Source organism: Thauera aromatica K172 (assembly GCF_003030465.1).
GTDB classification, from domain to species: domain Bacteria; phylum Pseudomonadota; class Gammaproteobacteria; order Burkholderiales; family Rhodocyclaceae; genus Thauera; species Thauera aromatica.
In genome coordinates this window covers 2,735,194-2,759,941 of record NZ_CP028339.1, presented here as the reverse complement: position 1 = coordinate 2,759,941, position 24,748 = coordinate 2,735,194, and the positions used below count along the sequence as shown (strand labels likewise).

General features: G+C 68.9%; 23 protein-coding genes and 2 pseudogenes. 13 read left to right on the top strand and 12 right to left on the bottom strand.

All coding sequences use genetic code 11. From position 1 onward, the window contains the following. Window positions 1–81 precede the first annotated feature (81 nt). Window positions 82–456 (bottom strand): annotated as a pseudogene (locus tag Tharo_RS13035) (integrase core domain-containing protein); the annotation flags it as partial. Between the two features lie 3 nt (window positions 457–459). Between Tharo_RS13035 and Tharo_RS13030 the strand changes: the two are divergent. From Tharo_RS13030 to Tharo_RS13020, 3 genes and pseudogenes are all read left to right on the top strand, one after another. After that, window positions 460–870 (top strand): annotated as a pseudogene (locus Tharo_RS13030) (GDP-mannose 4,6-dehydratase); the annotation flags it as partial. Between the two features lie 51 nt (window positions 871–921). After that, window positions 922–1,164 carry a DUF6364 family protein gene (locus tag Tharo_RS13025; protein ID WP_107221585.1) on the top strand — a complete coding sequence of 81 codons (243 nt, stop codon included), beginning with the start codon at window positions 922–924 and terminating at the stop codon, window positions 1,162–1,164. Beyond that, complete coding sequence (locus tag Tharo_RS13020; RefSeq protein ID WP_107221584.1) at window positions 1,161–1,577, top strand: type II toxin-antitoxin system VapC family toxin; 417 nt, start codon at window positions 1,161–1,163, stop codon at window positions 1,575–1,577. Before Tharo_RS13025 ends, Tharo_RS13020 begins: the two co-directional genes overlap by 4 nt. 290 nt (window positions 1,578–1,867) lie before the next feature. Here the strand turns inward: Tharo_RS13020 and Tharo_RS13015 are convergent, their stop codons facing one another. From Tharo_RS13015 to Tharo_RS13000, 4 genes are all read right to left on the bottom strand, one after another. Beyond that, window positions 1,868–2,857 carry a glutathione S-transferase family protein gene (locus tag Tharo_RS13015; protein ID WP_107221583.1) on the bottom strand — a complete coding sequence of 330 codons (990 nt, stop codon included), beginning with the start codon at window positions 2,855–2,857 and terminating at the stop codon, window positions 1,868–1,870. A gap of 128 nt (window positions 2,858–2,985) precedes the next feature. After that, complete coding sequence (locus Tharo_RS13010; protein ID WP_107221582.1) at window positions 2,986–3,564, bottom strand: YceI family protein; 579 nt, start codon at window positions 3,562–3,564, stop codon at window positions 2,986–2,988. Window positions 3,565–3,619: 55 nt separating this feature from the next. Continuing rightward, window positions 3,620–4,180 (bottom strand): YceI family protein, encoded by a 561-nt coding sequence (locus Tharo_RS13005; RefSeq protein WP_107221581.1) that lies wholly within the window; start codon window positions 4,178–4,180, stop codon window positions 3,620–3,622. A 30-nt stretch (window positions 4,181–4,210) separates the two neighbouring features. Further along, entirely contained in the window at window positions 4,211–4,747 is a 537-nt protein-coding gene (locus Tharo_RS13000; RefSeq protein ID WP_107221580.1) for a cytochrome b, read from the bottom strand. A 207-nt stretch (window positions 4,748–4,954) separates the two neighbouring features. On the opposite strand from Tharo_RS13000, the gene Tharo_RS17685 reads away from it, so the two are divergent. From Tharo_RS17685 to Tharo_RS12965, 7 genes are all read left to right on the top strand, one after another. Next, the gene (locus tag Tharo_RS17685) at window positions 4,955–5,161 is read left to right on the top strand and encodes an exodeoxyribonuclease V subunit gamma (protein WP_170110000.1); all 207 of its coding nucleotides are present in this window, start codon (window positions 4,955–4,957) and stop codon (window positions 5,159–5,161) included. A 124-nt stretch (window positions 5,162–5,285) separates the two neighbouring features. Continuing rightward, entirely contained in the window at window positions 5,286–7,301 is a 2,016-nt protein-coding gene (locus Tharo_RS12990) for a 3-hydroxyacyl-CoA dehydrogenase/enoyl-CoA hydratase family protein (protein ID WP_107221579.1), read from the top strand. A gap of 143 nt (window positions 7,302–7,444) precedes the next feature. After that, entirely contained in the window at window positions 7,445–9,415 is a 1,971-nt protein-coding gene (locus Tharo_RS12985) for an oxidoreductase (protein ID WP_107221578.1), read from the top strand. 68 nt (window positions 9,416–9,483) lie between these two features. Then, complete coding sequence (locus Tharo_RS12980; RefSeq protein WP_107221577.1) at window positions 9,484–9,876, top strand: RidA family protein; 393 nt, start codon at window positions 9,484–9,486, stop codon at window positions 9,874–9,876. A gap of 59 nt (window positions 9,877–9,935) precedes the next feature. Continuing rightward, window positions 9,936–10,424, top strand: a complete 489-nt coding sequence (locus tag Tharo_RS12975) for a hypothetical protein (protein ID WP_107221576.1) — start codon at window positions 9,936–9,938, stop codon at window positions 10,422–10,424. Continuing rightward, window positions 10,421–10,618 carry a cysteine protease gene (locus tag Tharo_RS12970; RefSeq protein WP_107221575.1) on the top strand — a complete coding sequence of 66 codons (198 nt, stop codon included), beginning with the start codon at window positions 10,421–10,423 and terminating at the stop codon, window positions 10,616–10,618. Before Tharo_RS12975 ends, Tharo_RS12970 begins: the two co-directional genes overlap by 4 nt. A gap of 51 nt (window positions 10,619–10,669) precedes the next feature. Further along, window positions 10,670–12,988: a bifunctional salicylyl-CoA 5-hydroxylase/oxidoreductase gene (locus Tharo_RS12965; protein WP_107221574.1), complete on the top strand. Its 2,319-nt coding sequence runs from the start codon at window positions 10,670–10,672 to the stop codon at window positions 12,986–12,988. Window positions 12,989–13,137: 149 nt separating this feature from the next. Here the strand turns inward: Tharo_RS12965 and Tharo_RS12960 are convergent, their stop codons facing one another. Beyond that, window positions 13,138–13,530, bottom strand: a complete 393-nt coding sequence (locus Tharo_RS12960; RefSeq protein WP_245880899.1) for a hypothetical protein — start codon at window positions 13,528–13,530, stop codon at window positions 13,138–13,140. Window positions 13,531–13,666: 136 nt separating this feature from the next. Between Tharo_RS12960 and meaB the strand changes: the two genes are divergently transcribed. The 3 genes from meaB to Tharo_RS12945 are packed head-to-tail and all read left to right on the top strand — an operon-like array spanning window position 13,667 to window position 17,297. Continuing rightward, window positions 13,667–14,803 carry a methylmalonyl Co-A mutase-associated GTPase MeaB gene (meaB, locus tag Tharo_RS17765; RefSeq protein ID WP_107221573.1) on the top strand — a complete coding sequence of 379 codons (1,137 nt, stop codon included), beginning with the start codon at window positions 13,667–13,669 and terminating at the stop codon, window positions 14,801–14,803. After that, complete coding sequence (locus Tharo_RS12950; RefSeq protein WP_107221572.1) at window positions 14,800–15,549, top strand: XdhC family protein; 750 nt, start codon at window positions 14,800–14,802, stop codon at window positions 15,547–15,549. Before meaB ends, Tharo_RS12950 begins: the two co-directional genes overlap by 4 nt. Further along, window positions 15,546–17,297, top strand: coding sequence for an NTP transferase domain-containing protein (locus Tharo_RS12945; RefSeq protein WP_107221571.1), 1,752 nt, complete (start codon window positions 15,546–15,548; stop codon window positions 17,295–17,297). Before Tharo_RS12950 ends, Tharo_RS12945 begins: the two co-directional genes overlap by 4 nt. Here the strand turns inward: Tharo_RS12945 and Tharo_RS12940 are convergent. The 6 genes from Tharo_RS12940 to Tharo_RS12915 all read right to left on the bottom strand — a co-directional run bounded on the left by Tharo_RS12940 (window position 17,294) and on the right by Tharo_RS12915 (window position 24,741). Next, on the bottom strand, window positions 17,294–18,520 hold the full coding sequence (locus Tharo_RS12940; RefSeq protein ID WP_107221570.1) for an NnrS family protein: 1,227 nt from the start codon (window positions 18,518–18,520) through the stop codon (window positions 17,294–17,296). The genes Tharo_RS12945 and Tharo_RS12940 overlap by 4 nt on opposite strands. 83 nt (window positions 18,521–18,603) lie before the next feature. Beyond that, window positions 18,604–19,755, bottom strand: coding sequence for an ABC transporter substrate-binding protein (locus Tharo_RS12935; protein WP_107222427.1), 1,152 nt, complete (start codon window positions 19,753–19,755; stop codon window positions 18,604–18,606). Between the two features lie 65 nt (window positions 19,756–19,820). Continuing rightward, window positions 19,821–21,011 carry a CaiB/BaiF CoA transferase family protein gene (locus Tharo_RS12930; protein WP_107222426.1) on the bottom strand — a complete coding sequence of 397 codons (1,191 nt, stop codon included), beginning with the start codon at window positions 21,009–21,011 and terminating at the stop codon, window positions 19,821–19,823. Then, entirely contained in the window at window positions 21,008–23,392 is a 2,385-nt protein-coding gene (locus tag Tharo_RS12925; protein WP_107221569.1) for a xanthine dehydrogenase family protein molybdopterin-binding subunit, read from the bottom strand. Before Tharo_RS12925 ends, Tharo_RS12930 begins: the two co-directional genes overlap by 4 nt. A 13-nt stretch (window positions 23,393–23,405) precedes the next feature. Next, entirely contained in the window at window positions 23,406–23,888 is a 483-nt protein-coding gene (locus Tharo_RS12920) for a (2Fe-2S)-binding protein (RefSeq protein ID WP_075148185.1), read from the bottom strand. Then, a complete protein-coding gene (locus tag Tharo_RS12915; protein WP_107221568.1) occupies window positions 23,872–24,741 on the bottom strand; it encodes an FAD binding domain-containing protein in 870 nt (289 codons plus the stop codon). Before Tharo_RS12915 ends, Tharo_RS12920 begins: the two co-directional genes overlap by 17 nt. Window positions 24,742–24,748 lie beyond the last annotated feature (7 nt).

The following is a 24,748-nucleotide window of genomic DNA, read 5'->3' as shown; positions in this document are numbered from 1 at the left end:
ATCGAAGCCCTCTTCACCACCGCACTTGGCCTGCAGCCGCCCTGGCACGTCCGGAACAAGTCAAGATAGTTGTCGCCTGATTCATGCAACTAACCGCTCTATGTCTTCAGCATGGACGTGATCGCGCACGACAGCATCGCGCTCCGGATTGAGCGTAACCGCGCCGACCGGCGTCCAGTCGCGTGTCTCACGGGACCAGCGGGCGGGATGGCGCTCGCGGGCCTGGAGATACGTCTGATGGCGTGCCGCCAGGATCGCCCGATCCTCCAGCGCGTGTCGCTGCGCAGGCGTGACGTAGCGGATGCCGCTGTGGCGGTGCTCGAAGTTGTACCAGCGCACGAAGTCGCGTCCCCAGAAGCGGGCGTCTTCAAGGGTGGCGAAGCCGCGCGCCGGGAATTCGGGGCGGTACTTGGCCGTCTTGAAGAGCGACTCGACGAAGGCGTTGTCGTCGGAGACCGCTACGGCGACGGCCAGCAGGTGCGCGGCTGGCTGTATGTGGGCGACCACTGCACCGCCATCCGGCGCGTGCTCGATGCGGGCCAGCTGGGCGAGACCTACAACATCGGCGGCTGGAACGAGATGCCCAATTTGCGCATCGTGAACACGATCTGCGCCCTGCTCGACGAGCTGCGCCCCGACGCCGCCGGCCCGTATGCGCGCCTGATCACCTACGTCAAAGACCGCCCCGGCCACGACCGCCGCTACGCCATCGACGCCCGCAAGATCGAGCGCGCACTGGGCTGGAAGCCCGCCGAAACCTTCGAAACCGGCATCCGCAAGACGGCGCGCTGGTATCTGGATCACCTGGACTGGGTGCACAACGTGACCAGTGGGGCATATCGGGACTGGGTGGGCAAACAGTATGGGTGAACACCCTCAAAGCCGTACAATTTAGGTTTACCTGCCGTACTGGAGATCGCAATGCAGACCGACACTGCTAAATTGACCATTCGACTGCCCAGGGAAGATCTGGACTTTGCCAAGGCCTTTGCCAAAGCGCATGGCGTCAGCGTGACGGAGGTGATCGACCGCTATTTGCGCTCTCTTCGCCGGCAGGAAGAAAAGCCGGGGCCTGAGGTGCAGCGCATTACCGGGCTGATTCCTGGGGACGTGGATGGCATGGAAGCCTATCGCCGCCATCTTCATGAGAAGCACAGCGCATGATTCTGGTGGATTTGAATGTCGCCCTGGATGTTTTTCAGGCACGCGACCCGCACTACGCCGCCTCTGCTGCTGTGCTCGATCGCATCGTCAGCAAGCAGGTTGAGGCTTGCGTATCCGCGCATGCCGTTACGACGATTCATTATCTGGTGGGTCGCTATCGTAGTTCTCAGGCCGCAGACGAAGCAGTCGATTGGTTGATCCGCTACTTTCATGTGGCCAGCGTGGGGCGAGAGCAGTTGATTCGCGCACGCAGTCTTGGATGGGGCGATTTCGAGGATGCCGTGGTAGCCGCAGCCGCGGAGTCGGCTGGTTGCACCTTGATTGTGTCGCGCAATATCAAGGATTTTTTCGAATCGCCCGTGCCGGCTTTGATGCCGGAAGAGTGCCTGGCAACGTTTGGCGACCTTACTTAACTGGCTCTATGCCGTTTCCAGTGGAAATTGACTTCTCAACAGACATGAGCATCGGTGGTACAACCGCCCAACGCTGACAGTAACCGTAACCTCGCACCGCATGAACACCCAGATCGAAGCCCTCTTCACCACCGCACTTGGCCTGCAGCAGTATGAGGCCCGTCGTCACATGTAGGTCCATCGGGTCTGCTCGCCTCCGGAGGCTGGCAGCGTGCTGCAAGCGTCCTTGATCGACCCGGATGGTTTTTTGTCATAAATGCATCGAGGCTCAATCCGGAGGTGTGAGCGCTTCAATCAAGTGCCACGGGGTGTCCGCGCCCATGAGGGGCGTCGAAGTCGAGCACCGGCCCCGCCGGGACGATTCCGTTCGGATTGATCGTGGGGTGGCTCCGGTAGTAGTGCGTCTTGATGTGGTCCAGGTCCACCGTGGCGGCGACGCCGGGCCATTGATACAGCTCGCGGGTATGGCCCCAGAGCTGCGGGTAGTCGCTCAGGCGCCGCAGGTTGCACTTGAAATGGCCGTAATAGACCGCGTCGAAGCGCACCAGGGTCGTGAACAGGCGCCAGTCGGCTTCGGTGATGCGCTCGCCGAGCAGATAGCGCTGCTCCGACAGCCGCGCCTCGAGCGCGTCGAGGGCATCGAACAAGGCCGCCACCTCGTGTTCGTAGACCTGCTGCTCGGTGGCGAAGCCGGCCTTGTACACGCCGTTGTTGATGGTGTCGTACACGTGGGAGTTGATCGCGTCGATCTGTGCCAGCAACGCCGCCGGAGCATAGTCGCCGGGGCGGGCGCCGACGTCGTCGAAGGCCGAATTCAGCATGCGGATGATTTCGGCCGACTCGTTGCTGACGATCGTATCGCGCTCCAGGTCCCACAGCACCGGCACCGTCACCCGGCCGCTGTAGCCGGGCTGGGCGCGCAGGTAGACTTCGTAGAGATGGCGTGCCTGGCCGACCGGATCGGCGATGACGCCGGGCGCCGGGGCGAAACTCCAGCCGTTTCCGGCCATGTGCGGGTTGACCACCGACACCCCGATGATCGCTTCGAGCCCTTTGAGCGCACGGAAGATCAGCGTGCGATGGGCCCACGGGCAGGCCAGCGAGACGTACAGGTGATAGCGCCCGGGCTGCGCCACGAAGCCGCCTTCGCCACTCGGGCCGGGGCGGCCGTCGGGCGTGATCCAGTTGCGGAACTGCGCCTCGCTGCGCACGAAGCGCCCCGCGCTGGCCGCAGTGTCGTACCACCGATCGACCCATTCACCGTCGACGAGCAGCCCCATCCTGACCTCCTTCGGCGTGTCTGTGTGTGCGCATCGCTGGATAGAGACGCGCGCCCGGCGGTTCGAGTCCGCCATCCGGCGTTTCGTTCGGGGGGCGGCCGAAGCGGCCAAGCCGCTTCCCGTGTTACTCAGTTCTGGATCGCTTCGAGCGAGACCGTGATCGTCACGTCGTCGCCGACGTTCGGGGCGAACTTGCCGGCGTTGAATTCGCTGCGCTTGATCACGACCGTGGCGTCGGCGCCGATCGCGTCCTTCTTGAGCATCGGGTGCGGCATGTTGGTGAAGTGGGTCACCTTCAGCGTCACCGGCTTGGTCACGCCCTTGATGGTGAGCTCGCCGTCGATGGCGACCGGCTTGTCGCCTTCGAACTTCACTCCGGTCGACTTGAAGGTGGCGGTCGGGTACTTGGCGGTATCGAGGAAGTCCTCGCCCTGGATGTGGCCGTTGAAGGTCTCGTAGCCGGTGTCGACCGAAGTCATGTCGATGGTGATGTCGACCGCGCCGGTCCTGGCGGCCTTGTCGAGGGTGACGGTGCCGCTGGTCTTGTTGAATTTCGACAGCTGGGTCGACAGGCCGAAATGGCTGTACGAGAAGCGCGGGAAGGTGTGGGTGCCGTCGACGGTGTAGGTCGCGGGCGCGGCCAGCGCCGGGGCAGCGGCTGCGGCGGAGACGAGGAGGGCGGCGGAAAGTCGGGCAAAGCGGTTCATGGCGGAGAGTCCTTCAGGGTCGGTAAAAAAGCACAAAGGGGTGGATGGGGGCGGCTTATTTGGCGGCTGCGGCGGTGATGCGGAACTTGATCACGACGTCGTTGGCGACGATGTCGAAGGCCTTCCATGCACCTTCGCCGATCGAGAAGTCGCCGCGCCGGATGGTGAGACTGCCGTCGAACACGGCGTTGTCGCCCTGCGCGGTGAACGTGGCCGGGACGACGACGTAGCGGGTCGTGCCCTTGATCGTCAGCCGGCCGGCGACTTCGTAGCGGTTGCCGCCGAGCGCCTTGACGCCGGTCGATTCGAAGCGGGCGACCGGGAAGCTCGAGGTGTTGAACCAGGTCCGGGTGGCCACTTCGGCGTCCCCTTCGGCGCTGCCGGTATCGACGCTGGCGAGGTCGACTTCGATCGCCGCCCGGGCCGCGGCCGGGGCCGCCGGGTCGAAGCGCAGCTCGCTGGTGAACGTGTCGAACCTGCCCTCCATCGACACCCCCATTTGCTGGTAGCCGAAGTCGATCCGGCTCTGCTCGGCCCGGACCCGGTTGTATTCGACGGCGTGGGCCGTTCCGGCGAGGGCGAGTGCGCCCAGGAGGGCGATGGCGATGCGGTTCATGTCGGATGTCCTTTGCTTGGGGGAGGGCGTTCAGGAGGTGCGACGCGGCAGGATGCGGGTCAGCACGTCGTCCTTGTCGATGAAGTGGTGTTTCAGGGCCGCGCCGACGTGGCCCAGCAGGATCGCGACCAGCAGCAGGTTGAGGCCGAGATGCACGTTCTGCAGCAGATCGCCGAGTTCCTTGTCCTTGGCGAACAGATCGGGGATCGGCAGGACACCGAACCACACGGTCTGGAAGCCCTTGGCCGAACTCATCAGCCAGCCCGACAGCGGGATCACCAGCATCAGCACGTACAGCAGGTGGTGGGCGGCGTGCGCCGCCCGCCGCTCGAGCGGGGCCATGTGCCCCGGCAGGGCGGGCGGACGATGGCTGGCGCGCCAGCCGAGGCGGAACACGGCGATCAGGAACACGGTGACGCCGGCCCACTTATGCCATGCGTACAGTTGCAGCTTCGTCGGCGACAGCGGCAGGTCCTGCATGTAGAAACCCAGGCCGAGCAGGCCGAGGATGAGGGCGGTGATGATCCAGTGCAGGGTCTTCGCCGTGGCGGTGTAGTGTGTGCTCATGTCCGGTGTCCTTTGGCGGCGCCTCCGGTGCGGCGCATGCGATGGGTGGACTGTATGCGGCCCGCGGGGAGGTGAAACAGGGGGCAATCGTCAACTCACCATTGCCGCTGATGGAACAATAGACCGGCTCGCCGCCTGCTGCCGGGTGCATGACGAGCCAATGGCGGCTACCTTCCGGCGATGTTTCCCGCTCCCCGGAGCGTCGCGTTGACCGACACCGACCTCTCTCCCGGTCTGATCCTGATCCACGGCAACCAGGCCGAATCCCTGCACGACCTGCTCGTCACCTGGGTGAAACGTCATCCGCTCGCGCCGCTGGAGACCGAGGTGGTGCTGGTGCAGAAAGCGGCATCGCGCAGTGGCTCAAGTTCGCGCTCGCCGCCGATGCGGCGCGGGGAGGATGCGATGCGCTGAGCGGAGGCGGCGGGAAATTCCACGGGTGTGTTGCATTTATCCAGTGGAGTACGGGATACTGTATACAAAGAAGGCGAGCGCTGCACCAGCAGCGCCGACACGACACACCAGAGGAGATCCGTACATGGCCAGCAGCTTCGCCAATCCCTTGCTCGCCGCACCGACGCGGCCCTTGCCCCGCACGGTGGCGATCATCGGCGCCGGCACGATCGGGCCGGACATCGGCTATTACCTGAAGAGCGCGCTGCCCGGGCTCAAGCTCTATCTCGTCGACATTTCGCGGGAAGCGGTCGATCGTGCGATCGAGCGCTTCCGGGGGTATGCGGCGAAGGCGCTGGCGAAGGGCAAGATGACCGAGTCGCAGGCTGCCGCAGTGACCGAGAACCTGATCGGCACCCTCGATTACCGCGACCTCGCCGATGCCGACTGGGTGCTTGAGGCGGCGACCGAGAACATCGAGCTGAAGAGACGGATCTTCGCCGAAGTGGAAGCGATCGTGCGCCCCGATGCGCTGATCACTTCCAACACCAGCTCGCTTCCGGCGGCGCAGATTTTCGCTGCGCTGCGCCATCCGGAGCGCGCCACGGTGACCCATTTCTTCGCCCCGGCGTGGCGCAATCCGGTGGTCGAAGTGGTGCGCTGGGAGAAGACCGCGCCGGAAGTGGTCGAGCATCTGCGCCAGGTGTTCTGCCTGACCGGCAAGGTGCCGCTGGTGACCGCCGACGTCGCCTGCTTCATGCTCGACCGGATCTTCGACAACTGGTGCAACGAGGCCGCGCTGCTCCTCGACGATGCCACCGCGGCCGAGATCGACAGCGTCGCCGGCGAGTTCGTCCATGCCGGGCCGTTCTTCGTGCTGAACCTGGCCAACGGCAACCCGATCATCACCGAGACCAACACGCTGCAGGCCGAGATGGAAGGCCGGCACTACCGCCCGGCGCCGATCTTCCGCGCGGTCGAGCGCTGGCTGACGGTGGCGCCGGGGCGGCCGGTGGAGGTCGCGCCCGCGCTGGCGGCGGCGATCCGCGCGCGCCTGCTCGGCATCCTGTTCTCGCAGACCGTCGATATTCTCGACCGCGGCATCGGCGAAGCGGCCGACCTCGACTTCGGCTGCCGCCAGGCGCTCGCCTTCCGCGCCGGGCCGCTCGACCTGATGAAGGCGCTCGGCGGTGGCGAGGCCGGCGCGCTGCTGCAGCGCTTCTGTGTCGAACGCCCGGGGATGCCGGGGGCGCGGCGTCCGCTGGACGACTATCAGGACTTCCTGCGCCACATCCTCGTCGACGAGCTCGACGGCGTGAAGGTGATCACCTTGCGCCGGCCGGAGGCGATGAACGCACTCCACGACGAGATGACCGACGAGATCCTCGCGGTGATCCGGCGCTACGAGCACGACCCCGCGGTGGCCGGCTTCGTCATCGTCGGCTACGGCAACCGCGCCTTCTGCGCCGGGGCCGACATCGGCCGCTTCCCGCGCCTGCTCGGCGACGCCGAGGGCGCGGCGCAGTACGCGCGCGACTGCTCGCGCCTGCTCGTTCACCTCGACCGGATGCAGAAGCCGGTGGTCGCCGCCCTCAACGGCATGGTGCTCGGCGGCGGCTTCGAGCTCGCCACCCGCTGCCACGGCATCGTCGCCCAGCGCCAGGCCTGGATGCAGATGCCGGAAGTCACCCTGGGCATCGTCCACGGCATCGGCGCGATGGTTGTGCCCTACCGGCGCTGGCCGCAGGCGGCAGCCGAATTCCACGCCATGCTGCGCCGCGCCGAACGCCTGCAGGCGACGCGCGCGCTCGAGCTGGGAGTGGTCGATGCGCTCGCCGACGACTACCGCAGCCTGGTGCTGACCGCGGTCGAGCGGGTGAAGGCGCTCCAGGGCAAGGTCGCGGGCATTCCCGCTGGCGCCGTCGAGCTCGGCGCGCTCGTCCCGATCGAACCGAAGGCGGTCAGCGGCCAGCCGCTGAGCGCGGAAGTGATCGCGATCATGGAGCAGGCGATTCGCGCCGCGGCCGCGGCGCCGACGCTGGAGGCCGCGCTCGAAGTCGGCTACCGCGCGTTCGGCGACAGCGCATGCACCGCGGCGGCACGCGAGGGCATTTCCGCCTTCCAGGAAAAGCGCAAGCCGGATTTCACCCGGACCCCCTGAGTCCCAGCCCCCTCCCGCCCCCTCCGCGGGAGGGGGCTTTGCCCCGCCTTTCCGCCCAGGGCCCGGCTTTAGCTGCGGCCGGCGCTGCCCGCTGGCGGGCAGCCTGCGCGGTCCCTGCACCACGATTCGATGAGGAGATGTCGATGGCCCTGCCCGGCGAACTCAAGCTGCCCCACCTGTTCAAGCCCGGCCGCATCGGCCGCTACGAGACCAAGAACATGGTCAAGTACGGCGCCTGCTGCGTCTCCAACTACAACACCCGCGACGGCTTCATCACGCCCCGCGAGCTGGCGCGCACGCGAGTGATCGCTGGCACCGGGGCGGGCATCATCACCAACCAGGGCGCCTACCCCGACCCGCTCGGCGAAGGCAAGGCCTACTTCCGCCAGGTGGCGCTGTTCGACGACAAGTTCCTGCCCCAGTTCGAGACCATCGCCCAGTACATCCACGACAACGGCGCGGTCGCGATCCAGCAGATCCTGCACGCCGGGCGCTACGGCGGCATCGACCTCGGCTACTGCATCCAGCCTTCGGTGGTGCCGCAGACCCTGCCGCACTTCCGCCCGCCGCGCGAGCTCAGCAAGGAGCAGATCCGCGCCATCGTCGTGCAGCACGCCGAGGCCGCGAAGCGCGCGATCCGCGCCGGCTTCGACGGCACCGAAGTGACCAGCTTCATGGGCTACCTGCTGGCCAACTTCAACTCGCGCTTCACCAACCAGCGCAGCGACGAATACGGCGGCTCGATCGAGAACCGCGGCCGCTTCATGCGCGAGCTGATCGACGCGATCAAGCAGGCCACCCCCGGCAACCCCCTGGTGGTGCGCCTGAATGGCGCCGAGCTGATGGACAAGTGGGGCGGCAACAGCGAGGACGAATGTTTCGAGCTGATGCAGCAGGCGGTCGATTGCGGCGTCGACATGATCTCGGTCACGGTGGGCTGGCAGGAAGCGCCCGAGTCCTCGATCGGGCGCGACGTCGCCCCCGGGCACTGGAACTACCTCGCGGCGAAGGCGAAGAAGCTCTTCCCCAATACCCTGATCACCTTCGGCAACCGCCTGCCCGACCCGGTGATGGCCAACCAGTGCATCGCCGAGGGCGTGTTCGACTACTGGGAAGTGTGCCGGCCGATGCTCGCCGACCCCGAGCTCCTGCACAAGGCCGCCGAAGACCGGCTCGACGAGGTGCGCCGCTGCATCGGCTCGCTCAACTGCCTGTCGCGCCTGTTCCGCGACCTGCCCTACACCTGCGCGATGAACCCCGCGCTCGGCCACGAAGTCGAGCCCGAGTACCACGTCACCCCGGCGGCGGTGAAGAAGAAGATCATGATCATCGGCGCCGGCCCGGCGGGTATGGAAGCGGCGATCACCGCCAAGCGCCGCGGCCACGACGTCACCGTGTTCGAGAAGGGCGAGCGCATCGGCGGCAGCCTCGTCGGCTATGCGTCGAACGACCTCGCCCGCCCCGACGACCTGCTCTCGGTGGTGCGCTACTACGAGACGATGGCGAGGAAGCTCGGGATCGAGGTGCGCTTCAACACCGAGGCCAACGCCAGGTTCATGCGCAGCATCCTGCACCAGTTCGACGTCTGCATCGTCGCCGCCGGTTCGCGCACCGACTTCAAGGCCTACCGCCACCTCGACGGCCGCGAGCGGCTCGTCGATGCGCTCGACGTCGCGACCGGCAAGGTCGTGCCGGGCCGGCGCGTGGTGATGGTGGGGGCGGGCAAGATCGGGCTCACGCTGGCCGAATCGCTGTGCAAGCAGGGCCACGAGGTGGTGATCGTCGAAGAGGAAAAACGCATCGCCGGTGACGTCATGCCGTCGTTCAAGTGGCGCCATTCGGCGTGGATCGAGGAACTCGAGATCCGCACCCTGACCTCTTCGCAGCTCGCCCGCGTGAGCGCGGAGGGGGCGACGATCCGAAACGCCCAGGGCGAGGAGATTTTCGTCGCCGCCGACAGCGTGATCGTGTCCGGGCCGCGCCAGGCCAACCACGACCTGTTCCACGAGTTCCAGTGGATGATCGACGAGCTGCACGGTGCCGGCGACGCGGTGATCGCCCGCGGGCTCGACGCGGCGATCCACGAGGGCTACCGCCTCGGCGTCCGGATCTAGATACTTCAGGGGGGCGCGCGCGTTGCGCACGTTCCGTCCACAGACACCCACAACCACGAGGAGTGCATATGCAGGTACTGCAACCGCCGGGATGGAAACGTCCCAAGGGCTATTCGAACGGAATCATCGCCAGCGGGCGCACGGTGTTCGTCGCCGGCCAGGTCGGCTGGGACGAGCAGGAAGTGTTCCGCACTGACGACCTGGTCGGCCAGGTCCGCCAGGCGCTGACCAACATCGTCGCCATCCTCGCCGCCGGCGGCGCCCGCCCCGAGCACATCGTGCGGATGAACTGGTTCCTCGCCGACGCCGCGGAATACAACGCCCGCCTGGCCGAGATCGGCGAAGTGTACCGCGAGCTGATCGGGCGCCACTTCCCGGTGATGATGGCGCTGCAGGTGGCCGGCTACGTCGAGCACGGGGCGAAGGTCGAGATCGAAGTCACCGCGATGCTGCCCGAGTAAGGGCGGCGCGCGCGGCAAGGCGCCGCCGGCTTCGCCCGGCGGCGCGGGGAGGACAGGCGATGGATGTTGAGCTCGAAGCGGCGCCCGCCGCCGCCAGCGGCGGGTTCGGGGCGCTGGCGCGCTGGCAGGCGATGCTGGAGCGCCACGCCGAGCTGTTCACCGACATGCTGCCCGGCTCGGCGGTCGGTTTCGTGGCGCGCGCCGGTTCCGGGATCCAGCCCGGCAAGCACGTCGCCGGCGTGATCGAGCACTGCCGTAACCTCGAAATGATGAAGTGGTGCGCCACCGGCCGCGGCATGGTCGCAAGCACCTTGCGCTTTCCGGGCTTCGAGGCGGCCGCGGTCGATCTGCTGTTCGTCGCCGACGAGGCCGCGCTGTCGGCGCTCGAGGCCAGCCTCGAAGGCGACGCGCTGTCGACGATCAAGCGCCGGATCCGCCAGGGCGGCATCCTGTTTTTCGTCCTGCGCACCAAGTACGAGCTGCAGGACGCGGGCTACGAGGACTTTCTCGACACCCTCGGCCTGGCCTTTCTGGGAGCCTGCCGATGATCTTCCACAATCCCGCCGGCGCCCCCGAGCTGGCCTGCGACCAGTGCGGCTGCCGCTGGTTCGACCGCATCAGCGGCGCGTGCTACGAGTGCGGCACGGCCGTGCCGGCCGAGGCGGTGGCCGAGTTCGAGCGTGCGCTCGAAGCGTTCGCGGCGAGCCGGACGGCCGTTCGGCAACACACGGCGCACGACTGATCCAGCGGCACTGATCCGGATTCATCACCCAGCACCCGGAGGAGACTCATCATGCATATCGTCTGCATCGGCGGCGGGCCGGCGGGCCTGTACTTCGCGATCCTGATGAAGAAGCTCAACCCGGCGCACCGGATCCGCGTCATCGAGCGCAACAAGCCTTACGACACGTTCGGCTGGGGCGTGGTGTTCTCCGATGCGACCATGGACAACATGCGCGCATGGGACGGCGAGACCGCCGACGCGATCCAGCTCGCATTCAACCACTGGGACGACGTCGAGCTGCGCTTCAAGGACAAGGTGATCCGCAGCGGCGGCCACGGCTTCGTCGGTATCGGCCGCAAGCTGATGCTCAACATCCTGCAGGCGCGCTGCGAGGCGCTCGGGGTCGAGCTCGAGTTCGAGCGCGAAGTCGACTCCGACGACGAATTCCCCGACGCCGACCTGATCATCGCCGCCGACGGGATCAACTCGCGGATTCGCAGCAAGTACGCCGCAATCTTCCAGCCCGACATCGTCACCCGCCCGAACCGCTACATCTGGCTGGGCACGAAGAAGCTGTTCGACGCCTTCACTTTCCTGTTCGAAAAGACCGCGCACGGCTGGTTCCAGGCCCACGTCTACAAGTTCGACGGGCAGACCACGACCTTCATCGTCGAATGTCCGGAAGCGGTGTGGAGGGCTCACGGCCTCGATGGCGCCGGCCAGGCGGAGTCGATCGCGTTCTGCGAGCGCCTGTTCGCGAAGCACCTCGACGGCCACCGCCTGATGAGCAACGCCCGCCACCTGCGCGGCTCGGCGTGGCTCAATTTCCAGCGCGTCAAGTGCGAGCGCTGGCACCACTTCAACGGTTCGAGCCATGTCGTCCTGATGGGCGACGCGGTGCATACGGCGCATTTCGCGATCGGCTCCGGCACCAAGCTCGCGCTCGAGGATGCGATCGAGCTGACCCGCCGCTTCCGCGACCACGGCGATGCCCCGGAGCGGATCGCGGAGGTGCTGGCGCAGTATCAGGACGCCCGCCAGATCGACGTCCTGCGCCTGCAGAACGCGGCCTGGAATGCGATGGAGTGGTTCGAAGTCTGCGGCGCGCGCTATTGCGACCGCTTCGAGCCGGAGCAGCTGATGTATTCGATGCTGACCCGCTCGCAGCGGATTTCGCACGAAAACCTGCGCCTGCGCGATGCCGCCTGGCTGGAAGGCTACGAGCGCTGGTTTGCTGCCCGCAGCGAAGGAGCGGCGGGGCCGGAGGGCAAGGCGCCGCCGCCGATGTTCACTCCGTTCCGCCTGCGCACGCTGGCGCTGGCGAACCGCGTCGTGGTGTCGCCGATGGCGATGTATTCGGCCGAAGACGGCACCGTGGGCGATTTCCACCTGGTGCATTTCGGCGCGCGCGCGCTCGGCGGCGCGGGCCTGCTCTATACCGAGATGACCTGCGTGTCGCCCGACGCGCGCATCACCCCGGGCTGCGCCGGCCTGTACAAGGCGGAACATGTCGCGGCGTGGAAGCGCATCGTCGATTTTGTCCACGCCCAGTCGCCGGCGAAGATCGGCATCCAGCTCGGCCATGCCGGGCGCAAGGGGGCGACGAAGCGCGCCTGGGAGGGCATCGACGAGCCGCTCGAGGACGGCAGCTGGGCGCTGCTCTCGGCGTCGCCGCTGCCCTATCTGGCGCACTCGCAGACGCCGCGGGCGATGACCCGGGAGGACATGGCGCGGGTGGGCGAGGACTTCGTCCGCGCCGCGCAGATGGCCGACGAGGCCGGCTTCGACATCCTCGAGCTGCATTGCGCGCACGGCTACCTGCTGTCGAGCTTCCTCTCCCCGCTCACCAACCGGCGCGACGACGACTATGGCGGCAGCGTCGAAAACCGCGCGCGCTATCCGCTCGAAGTGTTCGCCGCGATCCGCGCCGTGTGGCCCGCCGGCAAGCCGATGGCGGTGCGCCTGTCGTGTCACGACTGGGCTCCGGGCGGCAACACCGCCGACGAGGCGGTCGCCATCGCGCGCTTGTTCAAGGCGGCCGGGGCGGATCTCATCGACTGCTCGTCGGGCCAGGTGGTGCCCGATGCGTCGCCCGTCTACGGCCGCATGTACCAGACGCCGTTCGCCGACCGCATCCGCAACGAACTGGAGATGCCGACGATGGCGGTCGGTGCGATCTACGACGCCGACCATGTCAACAGCATCGTCGCCGCGGGCCGCGCCGACCTGTGCGCGATCGCGCGCCCGCACCTCGCCGACCCGGCGTGGACCCTGCATGCGGCAGCGCAGATCGGCCATGCCGGCATCGCCTGGCCGAAGCCCTACCAGTCGGCGCGCAACCAGTACGAAACCAATCTGCAGCGCGAGCGCGAGCGCTCGCCGGGCTGAGAGCCTGTGAAGAAATCGTAGCGAGCAGGACCGAGTGCAAGGCGCGCGTGAGCGAACGACGAGACATATCAACTGGATAGGCGAGGAGTGAGCGAGTGAGCAACGCAGCAATCGGCCCGCGCAGTAGATTTACTCACAGGCTTTGAGGCTCAGTGGCGCGGGAAGGCCAGCCCGAGGTCTTCGACGAACTCGTCGAGCCCGGCGGCTTCGAGCGCATCCCGGGTTTTCAGGACGTAGGCGTGGAGCTCGCCGCGGCGCACGAGCCGCGGCAGCACGGCGAGGCCTTCGCCGCGCAGGGCGTGCAGCACCGCTTCGTCGGCGACCAGCAGCACGGCCATGTCGGCGGGCGCCTCCCCGTCCCAATCCGCCACACTCGCCTGCGGCCCCGTGGCCGGGAAACGCCAGCTGAGGAGGCGGCCGCGGCGGGCCTTGAACGCCGCGCGGCTCAGCACGCCGATGCTCGCCTGCGCCGGCGGCCATGCCGCGGCGGCGAGCATGCGGGTCCAGCACGCCGGATCGTACAGTTCTGGAGGAGTGCTCATTGCAGAGGGCTTTCCGGGCGTGGCGGGGCTCAGGTGTATTACTCTTCCATCCTTCCGCTCGCGGCATCTTTTCGATGGCGTGGAAGGTATTTTGTATACGGTATCATGGATACCTGAACAGGGAGGTCGTCCGCGCATGCGCTCCAGCATTCCCGATTTATCCGCGTTGCGGGCAGGGTCGCGTACCGTGCTCGCGCGCTTGCTGACCCAGGTCGAAAACGCCGACGAGGCGCTCGTCCCGCTGCTCGAGCAGCTCGCGCCCTGGCTCGGCCGGGCCCAGGTGCTCGGCATCACCGGCGCCCCCGGGGCGGGAAAATCCACCCTGATCAATGCGCTGCTGGCCGAACTGCGCCGGCGCGGGCAGCGGGTGGCGGTGCTCGCCATCGATCCTTCGAGCCCGGTCAGCGGCGGTGCGCTGCTCGGCGACCGGGTGCGGATGGGTGAGCATGGCGAGGACGAGCAGGTGTTCATCCGTTCGCTGGCTTCCAGGGGAGCGCTCGGCGGGTTGGCGCGTGCCGCCGAGCGCATGGTCGATGTCTTCGATGCCGCCGGTTTCGACGTGATCGTCGTCGAGACCGTGGGCGTGGGCCAGTCCGAAGTCGATATCCGCCACCTGGCCGACTGCCGGGTGGTGGTCTGCGCCCCCAGCCTCGGTGACGAGGTGCAGGCGGCCAAGGCCGGCATTCTCGAGATCGCCGACATCCTCGTGGTGAACAAGGCCGATCTGCCCCAGGCCGCGCGCACCGTGCACGACCTGCAGGCGAGCGGCGTGCTGCGCAGCGTCGACGGGTGGACGGTGGAACTCGTGCCGACGGTGGCGAGTGCGGGGCAGGGCGTGGCGGCGCTGGCCGACCTGGTCGAGCGCCACGCCCGCAGCGCCGGAGTCGGGCGGCGGCGGGTCGTTCCGGCGGCGGCCGCGGATGCCGCAGGCGGCGGATCGCGGGCGGCGCCGCCGGCCAGCGACGAAGCCTTGTTCGCCCAGGTCGCGGACTGGCGGGCGCAGGGCCGGGGTGTGGCGCTGGCGACGGTGGTGCGCACCTGGGGTTCGTCGCCGCGCCCGGAAGGCAGCCATCTGGCCGCCGATGAGCGCTGCGAGTTCATCGGTTCGGTGTCGGGCGGCTGCATCGAGGCCGCCGTCATCGACGAAGCGCAGCGCGTGATCGCCAGCGGTGAGCCGCGCCTGCTCGAATTCGGCGTTAGCGACGAGCAGGCATGGGAAGTCGGCCTGGCCTGCGGCGGGCGGATTCAGGTTTATGTGGAGCGGATCGGATGAAGACGAAGCTGTTCGAAGCGCTGCTGGTCGAGCGTCGGGCCCAGCGCCCGGTTGCCGTGGTCACGCGGATCGCCGACGGCGCCCAGGCCCTGGTCGGCAGCATGGGGGTGGTTGGTGAGCTGGCGCTCGCCGGCCCCCTGCTCGATGAGGTCGGGCAGCTCCTGCGCGCGGGGCGCAGCGCCATGCTGCGCCACGACGAGGACGACGTGTTCGTGCGCAGCCACGTGTCGCAGCCGCGGCTGGTGATCGTCGGCGCGGTGCATATCGCCCAGGCGCTGGCGCCGATGGCCGCGACCGCCGGCTTCGAGGTCGTGGTGGTGGATCCGCGGCGGGCGTTCGCCACCGAAAAGCGCGTGCCCGGCGTGCGCATGGTCCACGACTGGCCGGACGAGGCGCTGCGCGCCCTCGGCCTCGATCCCCGGACCGCGGTGGTGACCCTGTCGCACGACGCCAAGCTCGACGATCCGGCGCTGATCGCTGCGCTCGCCAGCGACGCCTTCTACATCGGCGCGCTGGGCAGCACCCGCACCCACGCCAAGCGCGTCGAGCGCCTCACCGCGGCCGGCCTCGGCGACCGCCTGGGACGCATCCACGCCCCGATCGGTCTCGATCTGGGCGGGCGGGCGCCGGCGGAAATCGCCGTCTCCATCCTCGCCCAGATCCTGCTGTGCCGCTATCGCGGCGAAGCGGCGAGCGATCCGACCCGGCCACCGCGCCAGGAGGCGCAGAAGGCATCGACGCAATGATCTTCGACGAATTCCCCCTCGCCGAAGCCGAAGGCGTGCTGCTCGCCCACTCGCTGAGAACGCCGGCAAGGCGTTTCAAGAAGGGGCGCCGGCTCGATGCCGCGGATCTCGCGATCCTCGCTGCCGCGGGCGTGGCGAAGGTCAGCGGTGCCCGCCTCGAAGCGGACGAGGTCGATGAGGTCCGCGCCGCGGCCGAGATCGCCGCCCTGCTCGTCGCCGCCGATCCTTTGCTCGAGGCCCGCTCGACGCCGACCGGACGATGCAACCTGCATGCCGCCGCGCGCGCCCTGGTGGTGGTCGAGCCGGCCCTCGTGGACCGCCTCAACAGCGTCGACGAAGGCATCACCGTGGCCACCTTGCCGCAGCACACGGCGGTGCGCTCCGGCCAGGTGGTGGCGACGGTCAAGATCATTCCCTTCGGCGTGCGGCGCGCGTCGATCGAAGCCTGCCGCCAGATCGTCGCCGCCGCGGGCCCGCTGGCTGCGGCCGCAGCGAGCACGCTGAGTGCGACAGCAGCGCCTCCGCTGAGCGCAGCAGCAGCGCCTCCTCTGAAGCTCGCGCCCTTCCGCTCCTGCCGGGCGGCGCTGATCATGAGCGCGCACCCGGGCATGAGCGACAACATCCTCGAAACCACGCTTGCCGCCACCCGCCACCGGCTCGCGGTGATCGGCGCCCGGCTGGCGCTGGTGCTGCGCTGCGCGCACGAACACGGCGCGATCGAGGCGATGCTGCGCCAGGCGCGTGCCGCCGGATGCGACCTGGTGCTGGTGTCGGGGGCGACGATCGCCAAGGACCGGCGCGACATCGCCCCTGCGGCGCTGGTTGCGGCCGGCGGCACGGTCGAGCATTTCGGCATGCCGACCGAGCCGGGCAACATGCTCGTGCTCGGCCGCATCGAAGACGTGCCGGTGATCCTGCTCCCCGGCTGCGGGCGCTCCCGGCGCCTGAACGGCCTCGACTGGGTGTTGCAGCGCCTGCTCGCCGGGCTGCCGGTGGGGCGCGAGCAGATCGTGCGGATGGGGGTCGGCGGCTTGATCCGTAATCCGATTCTGGCTGCGGGGGCGCCGCTGGATGAAACCGATGCCGCTGCGGCCGGTGACGAGCACGACGCCGATGAGCCGGCGGGTGCTCCGGCAGCGGAGAGCCCCGCCGCGGAAGGCCCCCGGGTGGCGGCGCTGGTACTCGCCGCCGGGCGGTCGACGCGGATGGGGGCGGAGAACAAGCTGCTGCTGCCGGTCGACGGCGTGCCGATGGCGCTGCGCGCGGTGATGGCCGCGCGCGCTTCGCGGGCCACTTCGGTCACCGTCGTGCTCGGCCACGAGGCCGGGGCGGTCGAGGCGGCGCTCGCCGGCAGCGGCGCCGGCTTTGCCCGCAACCCCGATCCCGCGCAGGGCATGTCGGGCTCGCTGCGGGTCGGTATCACGGCCCTTGCCGACGAGATCGACGCCGTGGTCGTGCTCCTCGGCGACATGCCGCGCATCACCGCCGCACACGTGGACCGCCTGATCGAGGCGTTCGATCCGGCGCAGCCGGCCATCATCGTTCCCGAACACCAGGGCCGGCGCGGCAACCCGGTGCTGTGGCCGCGCGCCTTCTTCGCCGAGATGTGCGCGCTGACGGGCGACCAGGGCGCGCGCGGGCTGCTCGAACGCCACCCGGAGCGGGTCGTCCGCGTCGCGGTCGACGACGAGGCGATCTTCATCGACGTCGACCGTCCGGCCGACTTGGCGGTGGTGCAGGGCGCCTAGCCTCCGGAGGGCGGGCGCGCCGCCGCCGGGTCGCCGCGCGGCGCTGCCCGCGGCAGGCTGGGGCGCAGCAGCAGCGGCCCGAAACGGCACAAGGGCACGAGGATGGCGGCCCCCCACAGCAGGGCGGCGAGCGTGACCGGACGCAGACCGAGGCCGGCCACCTCGATGGCCTGGCGCAGCAGCGCGGCCGCCAGCATCAGCAGCGCGGCGGCCCGCAGGCTGGCGGGCAGGGCCAGCGGACGGCCGGTGTGGCGCAGCCCGACGCGGGTGATCAGGCTCAGCATCATCATCCCCAGCGCGCCGACGGTAAACGCATGGATCCAGGTGTTGGCGGGAACGATCCCGCCGAGATCGGCCGCCGCCTTCAGCGCGAAGGCGAGGATCAGCCACAGGAAGCCGAACTGCATCAGCGCCACCAGCGGGTCGTCGATCACCCGCCAGCCTTGCCAGCGCGCCGTGCGCCAGGTGTGGACGAGGGCGCAGAAGAGCGCCAGCCCGCCGCTGAGCGCGCGCGGGGCACCGCCGAGGTCGGCGATCGCGAGGGTGACGACGGCGGCGGTGGCGACGGTTTCCAGCCCGCGCCGGAAGCTTGCCTGGGTGCCGCGGCCGCGGGCGCGCAGCGCGTTGCCGGTGAACACCTGGGTCAGGACTCCGCCCTTGAGGACGAAGAGCACGATGATCGCGTAGAGCGCGGCGTGCAGCGCGCTCGCCGCGCGCCCGGGGTCGGCGCCGGAGTGGGCGGCGTAGAAGGCGATGTTGGCCGCCCACAGCGCTGCCAGGATGGGCAGCAGGAGCAGGTAAAGAGGGTTTGCCGCGCGCAGCAGCTGGGGCGCGAGGAAGGCGATCAGCACCGGCAGCAGCAGGTTGTCGATGACCGCGGGGAGGTGTGCGGGGAGGTACGGAGCGAGGTGGAAGGCGGCCCGCCCGGCGAGCCAGAGGACGACCAGCACCGCCAGCCGGCGGCCGTGGATCTCGGGCGTGCCGGCCCAGCCCGGCAGGGCGGTGAGGGCGATGCCGACGATCACCGCCATCGCGAAGCCGAAGATCATCTCGTGGCCGTGCCACAGCCCGGCCGGCAGCGTGGTGGGCGGCCACAGGCCGTGCAGGGTGGCGAGCCAGGCGGCGATCAGCAGCGGGCCGTAGGCGAGGGCGAGGAGGAAGAAGGGGCGGAAGGGGCTCGCCCAGAGGGCGGCGGAGAACAAGGGGGTCTGGTGTCGTGGCATCGTCGAAGTGCACGGTCGATCGCGGCAGGCGGGATGCGCCGGCCGGAAGCGTGGATCGGGCTCCCGGCCGGCGGGGCGACAGTTTAGTCGCGGACGAGGACGAAACGCTTGTCGCGCACCGTCATCAGCACCTGGCCGCGGTCGTCGAAGCCGGAGTGGTCGGCCGCGCTCATGTCGATCACCCCTTGCGAAGCGCGCATTCCGGAGGTGCGCTCGAGAGCGTCGCGCAGCGCGCCGCGGAACTCCCGGGTGCCCGGCTGCGCGCGTTCGAGCGCCTGCGGCAGGGCGTTCGCCAGCAGCAGGCCCGCGTCATAGACGCCGGCGCCGAAGATCGGCGGGCGCTGCTGGTGCATCTTCTCGTAGCGGCTGACGTACTCGTGGGCGAGGGCGCGCGTCGGCACGTCGTCGGCGATCTCGTCGATGACGAGCAGCATCGGGCCGACGACCAGCGCGCCTTCGACCGCCTTGCCGCCGATCTGGATGAAGGCGCCCGAAGCCGAGCCGTGGGTGTGGTAGATCTCGCCCTTGAAGCCGGCCTCGATCAGCTGGAGGTGGGGCAGCGCCGCCGCGGCGGCGATTCCGGCGACGAGCACGACGTCGGGGCGGGCGGCGATCAGCTTGGCGACCTGGCCGGTGACGCTGGTGTCCTGGCGGCCGTAGCGCTCGCTGGCGACGATGCGGATGTTGGCCGCCTGCGCCTGCTCGGCGAAGGTGTTGTACCAGTTCTCGCCGTAGGGGTCGTTGAGGCCGATGAAGCCCACCGTGCCGACCTTGCGCGCCTGCATCGCCGCGATCAGCCGGCGCGCGATCACGCCGTCGTTGGGGTGGGTCTTGAACACCCAGCGCTTCTTGTCGTCCATCGGCAGCACCACCGCGGCGGTGCCCACCGGGGCCAGCATCGGCGTTTCGGCTTCGGCCATGAACGACAGCACGCCCATCGCGTTGGGCGAACCGGAAGGCCCGATCAGGGCGTCGACGTGTTTCTCGCTGATCAGCTGCTGGGCGGCCTTGACGCTGGCGGTCGGATCGCTGCCGTCGTCGAGGAAGATGTATTCGATGCGGGTGTCGCCGACCTTGTCGGGGAGCAGCGGAATGGTGTTGCGTTGTGGAATGCCGACGAAGGCGGTCGGTCCGGTCGCGGAACCGATCACACCGATCTTTACCTGCGCCTGCACCGGCATCGCGGCGAACAGCGCCGCGCCTGCGAGCGCGAGCAGAAACTTGCCTGTTTTCATCATTGCTCTCCTCCTTTGGTCAGGATGCTGATGGTGTTGCTGTGCTGCTCGGTGCCGGCGCCGGGTCAGGCGATCACGCCCTGGGCGCGCAAGGTTTCGCAGACCGCGTCCTCCACCCCGGCCTCGCGCAGGACGCGCAGCGTGTCCTGGCCGTAGCGCGGCGGCGGGTTCAGCGCCGTCCGCGCTTCGGGCAGGTCCACCGCCATCGGCTGCATGTGGATCGTCCGCCCGTCGGGGAAGGTGGTGGTGGTCAGGCGCCGGTGCACCGCTTCCATGTCGCGTACCGCGGGGATGTCGTGGATGGGCGCGTGCGGAATGGTGGCGGTGCGGAAATCGGCGGTCAGTTCGGTGGTGGGGTAGCGCTGGGTCACCGCCGCGAGGTCGCGGTGGATGGCCTCGCGCTCGCGGTGGCGGCCCTCGTTGGTGGCGCGCCCCGGCGTGGCGATCGAGGCGAAGCGGGACAGCTCGGTGAGCCGCTTCCACTGCACGTCGCTGCCGATCGCAACGTAGATGAAGCCGTCGGCGGTGGGATAGACGTTGGTCGGAATGAACTTGCGGTGCTCGTTGCCGCAGCGGGTGATTTCCCCCGGGTCGCAGTCGAAGTCGAGCAGGGGCAGGGTCGTGATCAGCCAGGAAGTCGCGGCCTGCAGCATCGACACGTCGATGCGCCGGCCCTGTCCGCTCTCGGCACGCTCGAGCAGCGCCAGCATCACGTTGGCGTAGACCTCGTCGCCCGCCTTGAGGTCGATCAGCGGCACACCGGCCAGCGTCGGCGGCCCGGCGGCGTCGCCGGTCAGTTCCATGTAGCCGGCCATCGCCTGCAGCACCGGGTCGTAGCCGGGGGCGTCCGGGTAGTCTGGCCCCAGCGCCGAAATCCCGGCCCAGATCAGGTCGGGCTTGGCCGCGCGCAAGCTGTCGTAGTCGATGCCCAGCTGGGCATAGCGCCGCGGCACGGTGTTGCAGCAGAACACGTCCACGTCGAGGGCCTGGATGATCCGGCGCAGCAGGGCCTGGCCCTGCGGGTCCTTGAGGTTGAGGGCGATCGCTTCCTTGCCGACGTTGGGGGCGATGAAGTAGCTGCGGCGGTCGTCGTCGAGCACCTTGCCGCCGATGTAGCGGTTCGGGTCGCCCGGCAGGCCGTCGCCGGCCGGGGTCGATTCGATGCGGATCACCCGCCAGCCGAGCTGGGCGAAGCGCAGCGTGGCGTAGGGCATCGACAGCGCCTGCTCCATGGAGAGGATGGTGCGTTTCTTCATGCCGGCTTCCACGGTTTCCAGTACGGTTTCCCGGCGCGGCCATGGAGCGCGGCATACACGGCCTCGGGCGTGAACGGCAGGGCGAAGAGGCGGGTGCCGGTGGCGTTGTAGATCGCGTTGGCGGCGGCCGCGGCGATGCAGATCGAGGGCGCCTCGCCGACCCCCTTCGCACCCTGCGGGCCTTCGCCGTCCATCGACTCGATGAAGGAAATGTCCATCTCGGGAATTTCCGGCGCGGTCACCAGCTTGTAGTCGCGGAAGTTCGGGTTGCGCATGACGCCGTTTTCGATCATCAGGTTCTCGGTGAGCGCGTAGCCCTGGCCCATCACCACGCCGCCCTCGATCTGGCCCTCGATGCCGAGCCGGTTCAGCACCCGGCCGACGTCGTGCGCGCCGGTGACTTTGGTCATCCTGACGATGCCGGTGTCGGTGTCGACCTCGACTTCGACGACCTGGGTCGCCCACGCGTAGGCGGCGGAGACGTCGCCCTTGTAGCCCTTGTCCTGGTGCACGCTGGGGGGCTCGTAGTAGTGGGTGGTCATGATCAGCTCGGCGCGCTCAGAAAAGTGCAGGCCGCGGATGAAGCGGGCGAGCTCGACCACGGCCTCGCCGCTGTCGTTGCGCACGATGTGGCCGCCGTAGAGGTCGAGCTCCTCGGCCGCACAGCCGAACTTCTGCGCCGCGGCGGCGAGGATCTTAGCCTTCGCCTTGCGGGCGGCGCCGATCGCCGAGTTGCCGGCGATGAAGGTGGTGCGGCTGGCGTGGACGCCGACGTCCCAGGGCGTGATCGCGGTGTCGTTGTTGACCACGGTGACCGCGGCGATGGGCAGGCCGAGTTCCTCGCAGACGAGCTGGGAGAGCACCGTTTCCGAGCCCTGGCCGATCTCGGAGGCGCCGGTGATGAGGGTGACGTTGGCGAAATCGTCGAGCTTGAGGATGGTGCCGCAGCCGTCCGAAGGGTAGATCTTGGCGCCGCCGCCGACGTGCAGCATCGAGGCGATGCCGATGCCGCGCTTGAGCGGGCCGGGGGCGTCGCGCGCGGCGAGGTTGTCGCGGTGCTTGTGCAGGTAGTCGCTGCGTGCGGCGGCGGTGGTGAGGCAGTCCTTGAAGCCGCAGCTCTTGAATACCATGCCCTGGCCGGTGACCTCGCCCGCCTCCTGCGCGTTCTGCAGCCGGAATGCGAGCGGGTCCATGCCGATCGCCTCGGCGAGCATGTCCATGTGCTGCTCGATGGCGAAGGTCGCCTGCAGGTTGCCGTAGCCGCGGAACGACCCGGCGTAGGGGTTGTTGGTGTACACCGCGGTGGTGTGGTAGTCGCAGTGCGGTACCCGGTACAGCGAGGAGAAGGTCTGCATCATGACGAACGGCGTGGTCGCCCCCCACGAGGTGTAGGCGCCGTTGTCGTGCAGGGTGTGGACCTGGCGGAAGGTCAGGGTGCCGTCCTTTTTGCAGCCCGAGCGCAGGGTGAGCAGCACCGGCTGGCGGGTGGGCGAGGCGAGGAACTCTTCCTCGCGGCTGAACACCAGCTTCACCGGGCGCCCGGCAGCGCGGGCGAGGAAGACGCAGATGACTTCGAACGGATAGACGTCGAGCTTGGAGCCGAAGCCGCCGCCGATCGGCGGCTGGATGATGCGGATGCGCGCCGGGTCCATGTTCAGGTACTCGGCGAACTCGCGCTTGTGCAGGAACGGCACCTGGGTGTTGGAGTACATCAGCAGGTTACCCGAGGCGTCGAACTCGGCGATGATCCCCGACACCCCCAGGCAGCAGTGGGTGACGTAGTGCAGGCTGAAGGTGTCCTCGAGGATCACGTCCGATTCGGCCTCGCCCTCGGCGGTGTCGCCGTGGCCGTAGTCGAAGCGCATCGCGACGTTGCCCGCGCGGCCGGGCTCGAGGACGCTGCCGTCGGCGGCGAGCCGCGGCGGGTGGATCTGCACCGCGCCGGGGGCGACCGCGGCGGCGGGATCGGCGAGCACCGGCAGGTCTTCGTATTCGACCCGGATCAGGCGCAGCGCCTGCTCGGCGATCTCCTCGCTGTCGGCGGCGACCGCGGCGATCTCGTCGCGCTGGCTGCGCACCCGGTCGCCCTTCAGCGGCAGATGGTCGCGGGCGACGCCGATCGGGCGCTGGTCGGGAACGTCGGCGGCGGTGATCACCGCGTGCACCCCGGGCAGGGCGCGCGCCGCGGAGGTGTCGATGCTCAGGATGCGGGCATGGACGCGGGCCGAGCGCAGGATCCTGGCGTAGAGCTGGCCGGGCAGGTTGAGGTCGTGGAGGTAGCGCGTCTTGCCGCTCGCCTTTTCGGGCGCGTCCTTCTTCTGGATGCGCTTGCCGATCAGGGTGTCGCGCTCGATCTGCTGCGGATGTGCTGCGATGTTCATCGTTCGCCTCCCCTCAGTGGCCGCCACAGCACGACGTGGTCGTGGCCGAGATCGCGTCGACGATCTTGCGGTAGCCGGTGCAGCGGCACAGGTTGCCTTCGATGCCGCGCTTGATCGTGGCCTCGTCGGCGTCCGGGTGGGCGTCGAGGACGTGGCTCGCCTGCATCACCATTCCCGGCGTGCAGAAGCCGCACTGTACCGCACCGTGCTCGACGAAGGCGGCGCGCAGGGCCTCGCTGCGCTGCTCGCCGGCCAGCCCTTCGATGGTCACCAGCTCGCGCCCGTCGCAGTCGGCGGCGAACATCAGGCAGGCGTTCATCGTCGTGCCGTCGACCCGGATCGTGCACGCGCCGCACTCGCCTTCGCCGCAGCCGTACTTGGTGCCGGTGAGGCCGAGGACGTTGCGCAGCATTTCCAGCGCGCTCATGTCGACCGGCACGGTGACCCGCCGCCGGACGCCGTTCAGGGTGAATTCGATGTCATGCTTGAGCGACATGGTCGAGCATCCTCTTGGTCATGTTGTGGATCAGTTCCTTGCGGTACCAGGCGCTGGCGCGGACGTCGTCGATCGGGTCGACTTCGTCGCGCGCCACGGCGGCGGCGCCCGCGATCGTCGCCGGGTTCAGGGGGCGGCCTTCGAGCACGGCTTCGGTGCGGCGGGCGCGGACCGGGGTGGGGGCGACCGCACCGAAGGCGATGCGCACGTCGCCGAGGGCGCCGTCGATGAGGGTGCCGGCGATCGCGATCGAGATCGTCGAGATGTCGAGCGCGGGGCGGGTGCCGAACTTGAAGAAGTGCGCCACCCGGCCCGGTGCGGGGAGCGGGATGCGCACGCCGGCGAGCAGTTCGTGAGGCTCGCGCCGGGTCCGGCCGGGGCCGGTGAAGTAGTCGGCGATCGGCAGCCGGCGGCGGGCGATGTGGCCGTTGGGCTTGGCCGCGAGCTCGACTTCGGCGTCGAGGGCGAGCAGCGGCACCAGAGTGTCGCCGGCCGGCGAGGCGTTGCTGATGTTGCCGCCGATCGTGGCCGCGTTGCGGATCTGGTCGCTGGCGAAATGGTTGCAGGCCTCGGCGAGCGCCGGCAGGCGGGTGCGCACCAGCTCGCTGGCGAGCAGTTCGGTGACGGTGGTCAGGGCGCCGATGCGGATTGCGCCGTCCTCGACGGTGATGCCCTGCAGTTCGGGAATGCGGCGGATGTTGAGCAGGGTGGGCTGGATGCGGATGCGTCCGGCCCGGCTCTGCGGCATCAGGTCGGTGCCGCCGGCGAGGATGGTGACGCCGTCATGCCGGTGGAGGCAGTCGAGAGCCTCTTCCAGACAGGTCGGCGCGAGATAGCGTTCGATGGTGTTCATGCGGTTT

Coding starts and splice junctions, on each gene's coding strand:
- Tharo_RS12985 (WP_107221578.1), top strand. CDS start 7,445: ATGGCCCTGCCCGGCGAACTCAAGCTGCCCCACCTGTTCAAGCCCGGC.
- meaB (WP_107221573.1), top strand. CDS start 13,667: ATGCGCTCCAGCATTCCCGATTTATCCGCGTTGCGGGCAGGGTCGCGT.
- Tharo_RS12915 (WP_107221568.1), bottom strand. CDS start 24,741: ATGAACACCATCGAACGCTATCTCGCGCCGACCTGTCTGGAAGAGGCT.
- Tharo_RS12965 (WP_107221574.1), top strand. CDS start 10,670: ATGCATATCGTCTGCATCGGCGGCGGGCCGGCGGGCCTGTACTTCGCG.
- Tharo_RS13010 (WP_107221582.1), bottom strand. CDS start 3,564: ATGAACCGCTTTGCCCGACTTTCCGCCGCCCTCCTCGTCTCCGCCGCA.
- Tharo_RS12925 (WP_107221569.1), bottom strand. CDS start 23,392: ATGAACATCGCAGCACATCCGCAGCAGATCGAGCGCGACACCCTGATC.
- Tharo_RS13025 (WP_107221585.1), top strand. CDS start 922: ATGCAGACCGACACTGCTAAATTGACCATTCGACTGCCCAGGGAAGAT.
- Tharo_RS12975 (WP_107221576.1), top strand. CDS start 9,936: ATGGATGTTGAGCTCGAAGCGGCGCCCGCCGCCGCCAGCGGCGGGTTC.
- Tharo_RS12930 (WP_107222426.1), bottom strand. CDS start 21,011: ATGAAGAAACGCACCATCCTCTCCATGGAGCAGGCGCTGTCGATGCCC.
- Tharo_RS12945 (WP_107221571.1), top strand. CDS start 15,546: ATGATCTTCGACGAATTCCCCCTCGCCGAAGCCGAAGGCGTGCTGCTC.
- Tharo_RS12970 (WP_107221575.1), top strand. CDS start 10,421: ATGATCTTCCACAATCCCGCCGGCGCCCCCGAGCTGGCCTGCGACCAG.
- Tharo_RS13015 (WP_107221583.1), bottom strand. CDS start 2,857: ATGGGGCTGCTCGTCGACGGTGAATGGGTCGATCGGTGGTACGACACT.
- Tharo_RS12980 (WP_107221577.1), top strand. CDS start 9,484: ATGCAGGTACTGCAACCGCCGGGATGGAAACGTCCCAAGGGCTATTCG.
- Tharo_RS12990 (WP_107221579.1), top strand. CDS start 5,286: ATGGCCAGCAGCTTCGCCAATCCCTTGCTCGCCGCACCGACGCGGCCC.
- Tharo_RS12960 (WP_245880899.1), bottom strand. CDS start 13,530: ATGAGCACTCCTCCAGAACTGTACGATCCGGCGTGCTGGACCCGCATG.
- Tharo_RS12920 (WP_075148185.1), bottom strand. CDS start 23,888: ATGTCGCTCAAGCATGACATCGAATTCACCCTGAACGGCGTCCGGCGG.
- Tharo_RS13020 (WP_107221584.1), top strand. CDS start 1,161: ATGATTCTGGTGGATTTGAATGTCGCCCTGGATGTTTTTCAGGCACGC.
- Tharo_RS13005 (WP_107221581.1), bottom strand. CDS start 4,180: ATGAACCGCATCGCCATCGCCCTCCTGGGCGCACTCGCCCTCGCCGGA.
- Tharo_RS13000 (WP_107221580.1), bottom strand. CDS start 4,747: ATGAGCACACACTACACCGCCACGGCGAAGACCCTGCACTGGATCATC.
- Tharo_RS12935 (WP_107222427.1), bottom strand. CDS start 19,755: ATGAAAACAGGCAAGTTTCTGCTCGCGCTCGCAGGCGCGGCGCTGTTC.
- Tharo_RS12940 (WP_107221570.1), bottom strand. CDS start 18,520: ATGCCACGACACCAGACCCCCTTGTTCTCCGCCGCCCTCTGGGCGAGC.
- Tharo_RS12950 (WP_107221572.1), top strand. CDS start 14,800: ATGAAGACGAAGCTGTTCGAAGCGCTGCTGGTCGAGCGTCGGGCCCAG.